Source organism: Romboutsia sp. 1001285H_161024_C4 (assembly GCF_015550185.1).
Classification (GTDB): Bacteria; Bacillota; Clostridia; order Peptostreptococcales; family Peptostreptococcaceae; genus Romboutsia_C; species Romboutsia_C hominis.
The window spans coordinates 21,508-34,977 of record NZ_JADNAJ010000014.1 but is presented as its reverse complement, the minus strand read 5'-3'; the positions used below and the strand labels follow the sequence as shown (position 1 = coordinate 34,977).

Below are 13,470 nucleotides of genomic sequence, written 5' to 3'. Positions count from 1 at the left end.
TACCTGGTTGATAGGTCGAAGGTGTAAGTGCAGTAATGTATTTAGCTTATTGATACTAATAGGTCGAGGACTTGACCTCATTTAAATGATGAATCTAAATGGTATACAGTTTTGAAAGTACTAATAAAACTAAATATGCGGGTGTAGCTCAATGGTAGAGTTCCGGCCTTCCAAGCCGGCTGTGAGGGTTCGATCCCCTTCACCCGCTCCAGATAAAGATTATGTGGTTATTATAGCAAAGAGGATACACCTGTTTCCATACCGAACACAGAAGTTAAGCTCTTTAGCGCTGATGGTACTTGGGGGGCGACCCCCTGGGAGAGTAAGACGTAGCCACGTAATCTTTTTTATTTTAAGAAACTATTGAAAAATAGTTTCTTTTTTTGTTTATCTATACTCAAATTATAGATAATAGGGAATACTAAATTTTATTTATATTAAGGAGGGATGAATTGGATTTAATTTTATTTAAGTTTTTGTATTTTCTATTATTCTTTGGATTATCAAGTATAGCAGGAATGCTGATTCCATTTTTACAATATAAAGGGTTTAGTCCAATAGAAACGGCTACATTAATAAGTTTTTACACTGTAAGCGGAATTTTGGGACAACTAATAGCAGGTTGTTGCTGTGATAAATTAAAAACAATTAAAAAAATATTTATATTTTCTTTATTAGGTGTAATGTTTAGTACAGCTTTAGCTATTTTTATAAATATTAAAATATTATTTTATATTAGTTTTGTAATTATGGGATTTTTTTATTATATATTGACTAGTATACCTGATAGTTGGGTAATAGAAAGTGGAGAAAATGCAAAGTCAAAATTTGGATTTTTTAGAGCTTTTGGTTCAACTGGGTGGGCATTTGGAGTATTAGCATCAGGAATTATAACAGAAAAGTATGGATATCATATATTAAACATAATATATCTAATAATGTTGTCATTAACTCTATTTATAAGCCTTAAGATAAAAGATACGGTAAAAGAATATAAGGGTTGTGGAAATTTAAAAGAGTTATTCAATAATAAAGAATATATACTCACTGTAATTATATTATTAATAATTTGTATCCCGTTTAGAGGATACTGTCAGTTAGTACCTTATAGAATAGAATATGTAGGGGGAAACACTGTAAACTTAGGAATATTTAATTTTATAAGCTCAATAAGTGAGATAGCTATGCTTATTTTAGCACAAAAAATTATGCATAAATTAAGTCCTGACAAATTATTATTATTATCACCATTAGGACTATTTCTTCAAATACTAATCCTAAGATTTGGAAGTAATATAAATATTATATATATTAGTGCTGTCCTACAAGCATTTACATTACCAATAATATTAGTAGTAGGAAAAATAATAATAGATAGAATATCTCCTAGTAATTTAAAAACATCATCACAGTTAGTAGCATTTGCTATATTTAATAGTGTATCAACTATAATTGGAACTGCTAGTGTTGGATATTTTATAGAGAAGTTTTCCTTGGATAAAGCTAATTTATTTCTATTAGGGTGTAATATGCTATCTATATTAGGCGCATTATATTACGACAGAAATATTAAAGATAGGACTATATAAAATTAATAATATAAATTTATTAAAGTAGAATATTAAAGCTGCTTTATGGAAAAATAATAAATAGAAGTCATGATATTATTTACATAGAAGGAGAAAAACTATGGGAAAAATAAAGAAAACTATGGATGGAAATGCAGCAGCAGCATATGTATCATATGCTTATACTGAGGTAGCTGCAATATTTCCAATAACACCATCATCAAATATGGCAGAATCAGTGGATGATTGGTCAGCTAAAGGTTTAAAAAATATATTTAATCAAAAAGTAAATGTTGTTGAAATGCAATCTGAGGCAGGAGCAGCAGGAGTATTTCATGGATCACTACAATCAGGAGCATTAACTACTACTTATACAGCATCACAAGGATTGCTTCTTATGATACCTAATATGTATAAAGTATCAGGAGAGTTGCTTCCAGGAGTATTCCATGTAAGTGCTCGTGCCTTAGCAGCCCAAGCATTATCAATATTTGGTGATCATCAAGATGTTATGGCAGCACGCCAAACTGGATGTGTAATGTTAGCATCAGGGTCAGTTCAAGAGGTAGCAGACTTAGCACCCGTAGCTCATTTAGCAGCAATAAAAGGAAGACTTCCTTTTATACATTTCTTTGATGGATTTAGAACATCACATGAAATACAAAAAATAGAAGTACTTGAGTACTCAGACTATGCAAACTTACTAGACAAAAAGGCATTGCAAGAATTTAGGAATAGAGCTTTATCTCCAAATCATCCTGTAGCTCGTGGTACAGCTCAAAATCCTGATATATACTTCCAAACAAGAGAAGCAAGTAATAAGTATTATGAAGAAATAGTTCCGATAGTAGAAAATTATATGAATAAAATTGGCGAATTAACAGGTAGACAATATGGATTATTTAACTACTACGGAGCAGAAGATGCAAAAGAAATATTAATAGCAATAGGTTCAGTAACTGAGGCTATTGAAGAAACTATAGATGAATTAAATGCAAAAGGCGAGAAATATGGACTGGTAAAAGTTCATTTATTTAGACCATTTAGTAAGGAACATTTATTAAAAGTAATTCCAAAGAGTGTTAACAAAATATGTGTACTAGATAGAACTAAAGAACCAGGTGCAATAGGAGAACCTCTGTATCTAGATGTACGTGCTGCATATTATGGACAAGAAAATGCTCCTATGATTATAGGTGGTAGATATGGACTTGGATCAAAGGATGTAACACCAACAGATATAAAAGCTATATTTGATAACTTAGTATGTGACAATCCAAAAGATCAATTTACAGTAGGAATAGTTGATGATGTAACTCATAAATCTTTAGAAGTTAAAGAAGAACTTAAAGTAGTAAAACAAGGAACTATAAATTGTAAGTTCTGGGGACTTGGATCAGATGGTACAGTTGGAGCAAATAAACAAGCTATAAAGATAATAGGAGATAATACAGATAAGTATGTTCAAGCATACTTTGCATATGATTCTAAAAAATCTGGTGGGGTAACTATGTCTCACTTAAGATTTGGAGATGAACCAATAAGATCTACTTATTTAATAGATAGTGCAGATTATATAGCTTGTCATAATCAATCATATGTAACTCAATATGATTTATTAAAAGGATTAAAATCAAATGGTACATTTGTATTAAATACAATATGGGATGAAAAAGAATTAGAAGAGCATTTACCAGCAAAGATGAAAAATTACTTAGCTAAAAATAATATAGACTTCTACACAGTCAATGCTACTAAAATAGCACAAGAAATTGGTCTTGGAAATAGAATAAATATGATAATGCAATCAGCATTCTTTAAATTAGCAAATATAATACCTGAAGAAGAGGCAACTAAATATTTAAAATCATCAATAAGTAATGCTTATGGTAAAAAGGGTGAAAAAGTTGTTAATATGAACTATGAAGCAGTAGAGCAAGGTAAGAGTGCTCTAGTAAAGATAAATATACCAGATTCATGGGCAAATGCAACAGATAGTGAAGAACATCATGAAAATGAGCCAGAATTTATAAGAGAAATATTAAGACCTATGAATGCCCAAGAAGGAGATTCTTTACCTGTAAGTGCATTTAATGGAATAGAAGATGGTACATTCCCAGCAGGAACCGCAGCTTATGAAAAACGTGGTATAGGAATTAATGTTCCAGAATGGATACTAGAAAACTGTATTCAATGTAATCAATGTTCATATATATGCCCTCATTCAACTATAAGACCATTCTTATTAAATGAAGAAGAAGTAAATAATGCACCTGAAACTTTCAGAACTAAAAAAGCTGTTGGAAAAGCATTTGGTGGTTTACAATATAGAATGCAAGTAGATACTATGGACTGTACAGGTTGTGGAAACTGTGCAGATATATGCCCAGCTAAAGACAAAGCATTAGTGATGAAACCTCTAGATACTCAGATAGATGCAGAAATACCAAACTGGGATTATGCAGTATCTAAAGTATCATATAAAGGAGATCTAGTTACTGCAAATAATGTAAAAGACTCTCAATTTAGAACTCCACTTATTGAGTTCTCAGGAGCTTGTGCAGGATGTGGAGAAACTGCTTATATAAAACTTGTAACACAATTATATGGAGATAGAATGATGATAGCAAATGCTACAGGATGTTCATCAATTTGGGGTGGTTCAGCACCTTCAATTCCATACACTGTAAATCATGAAGGAAAAGGTCCTGCATGGGCTAACTCATTATTTGAAGATAATGCAGAGTTTGGATATGGTATGTATTTAGGTGTAAAACAAATTAGATTAAAGTTACGTGACTTAATGGAAGAGTTAGTGGCTAGTGAAGAATCTAATGAGTATAAAGATGTATTTGAAAATTGGATAAATACTATGAATGATGGAGAAGCATCTAAAGAGGCTAGTAAAAAGGTTATAGAAGTTATAGAAAACAAATCATTTAGTGGAAAAGCTAAAGAATTAGTAGATGAAATTAAAGCTAGAAAAGATTATTTAGTTAAAAGATCTCAATGGATAGTAGGTGGAGATGGCTGGGCATATGATATTGATTATGGTGGACTTGATCATGTACTAGCATCAGGAGAAGATGTAAATGTATTAGTGTTTGATACTGAGATATATTCAAATACAGGAGGACAAGCATCAAAGTCTACTCCATTATCAGCTATGGCTAAATTTGCTGCATCAGGTAAGAGATCTAAGAAAAAAGATTTAGGTATGATGGCTATGAGTTATGGAAATGTATATGTAGCACAAGTATCTATGGGTGCAGATAAAAATCAACTTATTAAAGCAGTAATGGAAGCTGAAAAATATGATGGGCCTTCATTAATAATAGCATATGCACCTTGTATATCTCACGGATTAAAAGAAGGTATGGGAAGAAGCGTTCATAATGAAGCAGAAGCAGTTGCTAGTGGATATTGGCATTTATATAGATACAACCCAGAACTTAAGAAAGAAAATAAAAATCCATTTAACTTAGATTCAAAAGAACCAAAAGGAAATGTAAGAGACTTTATAATGGGTCAAGTAAGATATTCTGCAATAGCTAAGCAATTCCCAGATGTAGCAGAGGAATTATTTACACAACTAGAAGAAAATATACAAGAAAGATATGAAACATATAAGAGACTAGCAGGGAAATAAATAAAGAGTGCGTACTTTTAAGTACGCACTTTTTATATCAAAATTAAACAAAGTTTAATAATAGTAAAAAAAGTGGTATCATTATATAATAGCTTAAATTAAAAAATTTATTAGAAAAATAAATTGTAATAATAAAATTTAGAAATGAGGATCTAATATGGCTAAAACAACAAAAAAAGCAGCTATTATCTTAATGATTATAATATTAACATCAAAAGTGACAGGTTTTTTAAGGGATATAGTACTAGCGAGGACATTTGGTGCAGGTCATATAACAGACGCATATCTTACAGCACTTAATATACCGGTAGTACTATTTGATGGTATAAGTGCATCTCTTGGAACAACATTTATACCAATGTTTTTTAGTATAAGAGAGAAACAGGGAATAGATGAAGTATATAAGTTTACAAGTAATGTATTAAACATAGTAACTGTAATAAGTATGATATTAATCGCAATAGGAATATTATTTGCTCCATATATAGTTAAGATATTTGCTATGGGATTTAAAGGAGAGGTGTTAGATTTAACTATATCTTATTCTAGAATATTAATTTTTTCTATGATATTTATAGCTATAAATGGTTTAATAACATCTTTTTTAGTTGCATCAGGAGATGTTCATATATCAGGTTTAATAACGATACCATTTAATATATTTGTAATGATAGCAATAGCTTTAGGTTCAATAACAAATTCATATTTTATGGTATATGGTACTTTATTTGCATATATAGCACAGCTTTTATTTCAGATACCATTTTTATTTAAACATGGATATAAGTATAAATTTATTATAGATTTTAAGGACGAAAATATAATAAAGATATTATATCTTATATTGCCAGTATTTCTAGGTTCTTATGTTAACCAAATAAATACAGTTGTTAATAGAACTTTAGCATCTACACTAGATTCTGGGAGTATAACAGCTCTAAACTATGCAAATAAGCTAAATATGTTTGCAGTAGGTATTATAGTAATATCTTTATCTACTGTAATGTATCCAATACTATCTAAATTAGCTAGTGAAAAAAAAATAAAAGCTTTTAAATATAACGTATCAAAATCTTTAAATATAACACTGATAGCTATGATGCCTATAATGGTTATAGTAATGGGATTATCAACACCTATAGTAACTTTGTTATTTGAACATGGATCATTTAACTCAAAAGCTACTGAATTAACATCAACAGCACTACTTTATTACTCTATGGGGATAGTTGCGTATGGATTAAGAGAGATACTTTCTAAATCATTTTATTCACTACAAGATACAAAAACCCCAGTAAAAAATGCAACTGTATCCGTTATAATAAATGTAATATTATCTATTGTCCTAGTTAAATATATGGGTATAGGTGGTCTTGCTTTAGCTAGTTCTATATCTGCTATAGCAACGTCTGTATTATTATTTATATCTCTTAGAAAAAAGATAGGAAGAATAGGTATGAAAAATACAATAATAACTTTTATAAAAGTAGCGATAGCATCAATTATTATGGGATTAATAATAAAATTTTCATACTATGAGATAGTTAATCTAGGAATGAATATTTTTGAAAAACAAAAACAACTTATAGCCATATCTTGTATAGGGTCTACATTAATTGGGTTAATTATATATATAATATTAACATTAATTTTTAATATAAGAGAATCAAAAGAAGTAGCGTATATGATTAAATCAAAGTTTAGACAAATTATTTATAAAAGATAGATCTATAAAGGAAATTCAAGATTTATGTAGAATACTAAAAGTATTAGAAAATAAGGGGGATAGACATGAGAGAAGAGGTAGAAAAAGCATTAGTGAAAGTTAGACCAATTCTTCAAAGAGATGGTGGAGATGTAGAACTAATAGACGTTAATGACCAAGGAGTTGTATTAGTGAAGTTACAAGGAGCATGTAAAGGATGCCCAGGAGCAACAATGACATTAAAGGCTATTATTGAAAATTTACTTGTTAAGGAAGTTAAAGGTGTAACTCAAGTTATAGGAATATAAAAAAGAAAAGTGCATTTGGCACTTTTCTTTTTTTGCAAAGAGTATTAATTTATCCGTAAAATAGGCACCGATATATTTGAGAGATGTTTTGAAACATATATAAAGTAGAAAAATGATGTATAATATAGTATAATTTTGTAGGAATGATTTTTAAATAAGGGGAAAATAATGAAAAATAAATATATTGCAGGAATGATTTTATTTATAACTATATTAATATTAGGGGATGGATATAAAGTATATGGTTATGATGTACACTTTACAAAAATAAGCAATAAAGATGGCTTGTCTCAGTCAACAGCAGAAGTTATTATTCAAGATCAAAAAGGATACATGTGGATAGGTACTAATGATGGTCTTAACAAATATAATGGGTATGATTTTAAGATATATAGACATAATCAAAGGTCAAAAAGCAGTATAGCAAACAATTACATAGTAAGCCTTCAAGAAGATAGTAATGGAGATATATGGGTAGGAACAGCTAATGGGCTTAGTAAAATAGATATTAATACAGATAAGATAACTAACTATTTTAATGACAAAGAAAGTGGAAATTTATCTCACAATAACATAGGAGATATTCTTATGACTAAAGATGGAGATATAATAGTAGGAACATCAGATGGACTTAATCTATATAATTCTGAAGAAGATAAGTTTGAGCGAATTTTAGGAGGAAAAGAAGATTTAAGTAGCCAATATATACGTGAATTAGAAGAAGATGAGTATGGGAATATATGGATAGGAACAAAAAGTGGAGTAGATAAATTAAATACAAAGAATAAAAAAGTATATAAATATAGTATAGGTGAAGATGTAAATAAAACAATAAAAGATGACATATATGCTTTATTATATGATGATGGGTATATGTGGGTTGGAACTTTTAAAAACGGATTAAATAAAATTAATATAGAAACTAATGAGATAAAAAAATATACACATGATCAGAATAATAGCAAATCCATACCAAGTAACTTTATAAGAGAAGTGTATAAGGATAGCAATGATACATTATGGGTAGGAACAGATAAGGGACTTGCAAAAATAAATGAAGGTAAAGAATTTATTACATATAAAAATGAAAGTACCAACTATAATTCAGTATCTCAGGACAACGTTTTTGATATAATTGAAGATAAAAGTGGACTTATATGGGTTGGAACATATTCGGGCATAAGCATATTTGACCCTAAAAATAAGATAATTCATTATAAAAATAATCCTAATGACAAGAACTCATTAAGTGAAAATATAGTTCATGGTATATATGAAGATGAAGATGAATTATTATGGGTTGGTACAAACTCTAAAGGGATAAACATAATTAATAGAAAAAATGGAGATGTAAGTCATTTAAATAGAGAAAATACAAACTATACACTTAGTGATAATTCTATAAATGATATAACTGGAAAAGAAGACAAAATATATATAGGAACTAGAAGTGGTTTAAATATAATAGATAAGAATGATAATAGTATAATTGTATACGACAAATCCAATGGGCTAAAAGAAGATGATATAAGAACTGTATTTATAGACAGTAAAGATAACTTATGGGTGGGAACTCCAAATGGGATAAGTATAATAAACTTTAAGACTAATGATATAATCAATTTAGATGAAGTTCTAGAAAAGTCAGGAATAGAGTCTTTATTTGCTAAAGTTATATATGAAGATAAAAGTGGTGTATACTGGATAGGGTGTTTTATAGACAATGGTCTTATAAGTATAGATCCTAAATCAAAAGAAATAAAAAACTATAAATATGATAAAAATGATGAAAGTTCTATAAGTTCAAATACTATAAGAGATATAAATGAAGATATATATGGAGATTTATGGATAGGGACTAGTTATGGTTTAAATAAGCTAGATAAAGAAACGGGTAAATTTACTACTTATACAACCGAAGAGGGACTTTCAAATGATATCGTATATGGGATTTTAAATGATTATAAGGGAAATTTATGGTTAAGTACTAATTCAGGTTTATCAAGACTAAATATAAAGACAAAAAAAATTGAGAATTTTGGCATAACAGATGGATTACAAGGTGGAGAGTTTAATGGAAATGCTTTATATAAAAATAAGAAAGAAGAGTTAATATTTGGAGGAATAAATGGACTAAATATATTCCATCCATCTGATATAAATACTGAAAAATACACGCCTAAAGTTATGTTTGATAACTTTGAGATAAATGGCAAAAAATATAATGATATAAATAACATGGAATTTGAGCATGATGAAAATTTCATAAATATAACTTTGTTTTTACCTGATTATAGAAACACTAAGAATATACAGTATTATTATATGCTAGAAGGGACTAAAGAAGGATGGCGTAAAGTTGAATCTAATGATATAAATTATAGCAATTTAGATCCAGGAAATTACACATTAAGGGTAAAAGCAAGGAGCTATAATGGAACGATAACTAGTGAAAATCAAGTTAAGTTTAATATAAAACCCCCATTTTATAAAAGTAACTTAGCAATTTTTATATATATAATAATATTTGTATTTATAATTTATTATAATGTAAATCGAGTGAACCGCTTAGATAATATGGTAAAGAAGAGAACAGCTCAATTAAGAAAAGAGATGCAAAAAAGTAATGAGCTTTTAAATAAAGTAATAGACCTAGAAAGAAGAAAAAATAATTACTTTATAAATTTATCTCATGAACTACGAACGCCTCTTAATGTAATTTATACAACTGAACAACTTATAACAGAATTTAATAAATCTCAAGGTGGTATAGAACGAGAAAAATTATCTCAATATATGATGGTAATGGATAGAAATACCAAAAGATTATTAAGGCTAATAAATAATCTAATTGACACCACAAAGATAGAATATGGCAAATATAAATTAGACCTAAAAGAAAATGACATTGTATATGTGGTTGAAGAAGCCACATTATCATTAAAAGAGTATGTAGAAAACAATGGTATAGAGTTAATAATTGACCCAGAGGTTGAGGAAAAATATATCGTATGTGATGCTAGTGAAATTGAGAGATGTATAGTTAATTTAGTGGGAAATGCTGCTAAATTTACACCGAGGGGTGGAAAAATTATAATAACTATAAAAGAAGATAATGACAATGTAATAATTACTGTAGAAGATACAGGTATAGGTATAGATAATAAATACCATGAATCCATATTTAATAGATTTAATCAAGTTGTAGATGCAAACTCAGAAGTAAAAGGTGGAAGTGGATTGGGACTTACTATAACAAAACAGATAGTTGAACTTCACAATGGTAAGATATACTTAGAAAGTGAAATAAACAAGGGTACTAAGTTTACTATTATCTTATAAAATATAAAAAGAACGTTGTATTAATACAACGTTCTTTTTATATTTTATATCTACTAATGCATCATTCCGATAAACATTCCAATAAAGTAAGGTATAAGCCATATAGACCAAACCACTATACTAAATTTATGGAATACTTTCTTTTGGTTTTCATTATTTTTATATAATACATAAGTTGCCCAAAAAGCATGAAATAGCATAAGAACTATAGCAAGTAAACCTGTTATCCCATGTATACTCTCTGCAACAGGAGAGATAGATAAATTTCCGCTAGAAGCTATACTAGTCATTGTAGTTGTACCTAATGTATCACATACAAGGCCTAACCAAAATATTATAACATGTTTTTTAGTTAAGGTATTAGCTCTTCTTTCGCTAAAAACACCTACAGTGTAAAATATAAGTGCGAATGTAATGAATGTAATAGCCATTATCAGTTTAGTACTCATAGTTGTCACTCCTTAATTTTAGATAAAATATTTTCTAAGTTTAGTTTAAGATCGTGTAAATCTTCATTATTACAATTTCTAAAAGTATTATCAAAACTTTTTTGAATCTTAGATCGAAACTCAAAAGCAAAAGACTTTCCTTTATCAGTAAATTTTAGATAAGTATTTCGTTTATCAGTTTCCTTTTTAAATTTCTCCAAATATCCACTCTGTTCAAGTCTAGTAACTATACCTGAAACAGTACCTTTTGCTAAAGACATTTTTTTGCAAAGATCAGATATTGTTAAATCATCATTGTGAGCAATAATTTTAATTACTATAATTTGTTGATAAGTCAAACTTTCTTCTTCAAAATTGTCTTCTATAGAATACATTGTCTTAGAGTAGAGCTCTTTTAATAGCAAGGTTATTTTAAAACAGTCATATTTTGAATTCAAAAAATCACCTCTATAATTTATTACCCAAAAAGTTTTTATGCAAACAATTAAAAGTTAAAAAGTGAATAATTTATATATAAACTAATTTCAAAAAGATATATAGACAAAGAAAAATAACATATAATAATTAATAAAATATTTTTTTAATAAGGAGGATTAAAGTGATAGGCGCAGTAAATACATATAGAGGAAGCCTAGTTGAGTGTAGCCATAATGTTCATATAGCTGTAGTCGATAGTAATAATAAGTTACTAAAGTATTATTCAAATCCAGAGAAAATTATATATGCAAGATCTAGTGTAAAACCAATACAGGTAATACAGGTTTTAGAGAGTGGAGCTTGTGAAAACTATAATATAAGTGATAAAGAAATAGCATTAATGTGCTCTTCTCACTCTAGTGAAGATTACCATGTAGAGGGGATAAATAGTATATTAAAAAAATCAAATCTTAGTGAAGATAATTTAAAGTGTGGAACTAAGGTACCATTTAACTTAGATGTATACAAGAATTTAATTAGGTCAGGAAAAGATATAACTAAAAAACATCACAGTTGTTCTGGAAAGCATTGTGGGATGTTGATTAGTGCTAAGGCTAATAAGGAAAATTTAGATGATTACTTAGAATTGAAACATCCGGTTCAGCAAAGAATATTAAATAATATGTCTAAGATATGTGGATGTGATAAGAAAGATATTTTAATTGGAATAGACGGATGTGGTGCTCCAACACATGCACTTAAATTAAAAAACTTAGCATATGGATTTGCACAAATGGCTAATCCAACAAATATATATGTAAAATCTGAATACATAAATAGAATAACTAAAGCTATGATTAGTTATCCCGAGATGGTAGGAGGAAGTGATAGATTTTGTACAGAATTAATGAAGGCATGCAAAGGAAGAATATTTGGGAAAATGGGATCTGAGGGTGTATATTTATTAGGAGATAAAAAAAATGGAATAGGTATAGCTGTTAAGACAGAAGATGGAAGTGATATATCCACCAACTGTGCAGTGGTAGAAACTTTAGATCAATTAGGTTTAATATCTAAAGAGGAAAAAGAAAAATTATCTAAGTTTCATAATCCAAAATTAAAAAATGCTAGAGGAAAAATTATTGGAGAAACAAAATCAGAGTTTAAACTTAGGTAATTTGTGGTAAGAATATAATATATTAAATTAATCAAAATAGAGATATATATATTTACAATAATAGGTATAATAAAAGTAAGATAAAATAAAGTATTTACAAATGTTTATATGGTAATTATAATTAAGAGATGCAAAATTTAACAACGAGGTGGCTGGACATGAAAAAGTTAGGAAACGTATTACATGGTTTAAAAGAAGAATTAACAGGATTAGCAGGGGTTATGTTAGCTTCAGAAAGAATGAATACACAAAGATGTATAGGAAAAGATTTAGATACAACTAAGACTATAATAGACCAAGATGTAGAAAAAGAAGAATTAACACAGGAAGAGTTAAATAAGTTAGGAAAAGAAATATCTACAATAGCGAAAGAAATAAAAGGGATATCAGGAGTTATGTTAACATCAGAGAGAATAAATACTCAAAGATGTATAGGAAAAGATTTAGATACAACTAAAACTATAATAGATCAAAGTGTTGATAAAGAAGAGTTTACAGAAGAAGAAATAAGCAATTTAGTAGAAGAAGCTAAGAATATGGTAGATACTATGTTAGTATCAGAAAGAATAAATAGTCAAAGATGTATAGGAAAAGATCTAGATACAACTAAAACTATAATAGATCCAAAAGAAGCCAAAAAAGAAATTGACAAAGAAGAAATAGGTAAAAAAGAAATAGAAAAATTAGTACATGAATTAAAAGGTTTATTAGCAGAAATGCTAGTATCAGAAAGAATAAACAGTCAAAGATGTATAGGAAAAGACTTAGACACAACTAAAACTATAATAGATAATAATAAAAAATAATTAAAACACCTACATTAATGTAGGTGTTTTTGATAATATAAAGATGTTA

At 28.5% G+C, this 13,470-nt stretch carries 9 protein-coding genes, 1 tRNA gene and 2 rRNA genes; 10 read left to right on the top strand and 2 right to left on the bottom strand.

The window, feature by feature from the left end:
- From I1959_RS14360 to I1959_RS14325, 8 genes are all read left to right on the top strand, one after another.
- Nucleotides 1-79 (top strand): 23S ribosomal RNA (locus I1959_RS14360); the annotation flags it as partial.
- Nucleotides 80-137: 58 nt separating this feature from the next.
- Nucleotides 138-211, top strand: a tRNA-Gly gene (locus tag I1959_RS14355).
- An 11-nt stretch (nucleotides 212-222) separates the two neighbouring features.
- Nucleotides 223-339 (top strand): 5S ribosomal RNA (rrf, locus tag I1959_RS14350).
- Nucleotides 340-452: 113 nt separating this feature from the next.
- Nucleotides 453-1,589, top strand: coding sequence for an MFS transporter (locus I1959_RS14345; RefSeq protein WP_166504838.1), 1,137 nt, complete (start codon nucleotides 453-455; stop codon nucleotides 1,587-1,589).
- A 100-nt stretch (nucleotides 1,590-1,689) separates the two neighbouring features.
- Nucleotides 1,690-5,217: a pyruvate:ferredoxin (flavodoxin) oxidoreductase gene (gene nifJ / locus I1959_RS14340; protein ID WP_092923041.1), complete on the top strand. Its 3,528-nt coding sequence runs from the start codon at nucleotides 1,690-1,692 to the stop codon at nucleotides 5,215-5,217.
- A 157-nt stretch (nucleotides 5,218-5,374) separates the two neighbouring features.
- On the top strand, nucleotides 5,375-6,943 hold the full coding sequence (murJ, locus tag I1959_RS14335) for a murein biosynthesis integral membrane protein MurJ (protein ID WP_195238783.1): 1,569 nt from the start codon (nucleotides 5,375-5,377) through the stop codon (nucleotides 6,941-6,943).
- A 65-nt stretch (nucleotides 6,944-7,008) separates the two neighbouring features.
- Nucleotides 7,009-7,230, top strand: a complete 222-nt coding sequence (locus tag I1959_RS14330; RefSeq protein WP_092923047.1) for a NifU family protein — start codon at nucleotides 7,009-7,011, stop codon at nucleotides 7,228-7,230.
- Between the two features lie 168 nt (nucleotides 7,231-7,398).
- The gene (locus I1959_RS14325; RefSeq protein WP_243240054.1) at nucleotides 7,399-10,572 is read left to right on the top strand and encodes a ligand-binding sensor domain-containing protein; all 3,174 of its coding nucleotides are present in this window, start codon (nucleotides 7,399-7,401) and stop codon (nucleotides 10,570-10,572) included.
- A gap of 53 nt (nucleotides 10,573-10,625) precedes the next feature.
- Here I1959_RS14325 and I1959_RS14320 read toward each other — a convergent pair whose 3' ends face one another.
- Nucleotides 10,626-11,021, bottom strand: a complete 396-nt coding sequence (locus I1959_RS14320; protein ID WP_092923050.1) for an HsmA family protein — start codon at nucleotides 11,019-11,021, stop codon at nucleotides 10,626-10,628.
- A 5-nt stretch (nucleotides 11,022-11,026) separates the two neighbouring features.
- Nucleotides 11,027-11,458 carry a MarR family winged helix-turn-helix transcriptional regulator gene (locus tag I1959_RS14315; protein ID WP_240276169.1) on the bottom strand — a complete coding sequence of 144 codons (432 nt, stop codon included), beginning with the start codon at nucleotides 11,456-11,458 and terminating at the stop codon, nucleotides 11,027-11,029.
- Between the two features lie 161 nt (nucleotides 11,459-11,619).
- Between I1959_RS14315 and I1959_RS14310 the strand changes: the two genes are divergently transcribed.
- Both I1959_RS14310 and I1959_RS14305 read left to right on the top strand, forming a co-directional pair.
- Nucleotides 11,620-12,615: an asparaginase gene (locus I1959_RS14310; protein WP_207733601.1), complete on the top strand. Its 996-nt coding sequence runs from the start codon at nucleotides 11,620-11,622 to the stop codon at nucleotides 12,613-12,615.
- Between the two features lie 158 nt (nucleotides 12,616-12,773).
- On the top strand, nucleotides 12,774-13,421 hold the full coding sequence (locus tag I1959_RS14305) for a hypothetical protein (RefSeq protein ID WP_092923055.1): 648 nt from the start codon (nucleotides 12,774-12,776) through the stop codon (nucleotides 13,419-13,421).
- Nucleotides 13,422-13,470 lie beyond the last annotated feature (49 nt).

What these genes read in the sequence shown, in the direction of transcription:
- nifJ (WP_092923041.1), top strand. Translation starts at nt 1,690, where the DNA reads ATGGGAAAAATAAAGAAAACTATGGATGGAAATGCAGCAGCAGCATAT.
- I1959_RS14320 (WP_092923050.1), bottom strand. Translation starts at nt 11,021, where the DNA reads ATGAGTACTAAACTGATAATGGCTATTACATTCATTACATTCGCACTT.
- I1959_RS14325 (WP_243240054.1), top strand. Translation starts at nt 7,399, where the DNA reads ATGAAAAATAAATATATTGCAGGAATGATTTTATTTATAACTATATTA.
- I1959_RS14330 (WP_092923047.1), top strand. Translation starts at nt 7,009, where the DNA reads ATGAGAGAAGAGGTAGAAAAAGCATTAGTGAAAGTTAGACCAATTCTT.
- I1959_RS14305 (WP_092923055.1), top strand. Translation starts at nt 12,774, where the DNA reads ATGAAAAAGTTAGGAAACGTATTACATGGTTTAAAAGAAGAATTAACA.
- murJ (WP_195238783.1), top strand. Translation starts at nt 5,375, where the DNA reads ATGGCTAAAACAACAAAAAAAGCAGCTATTATCTTAATGATTATAATA.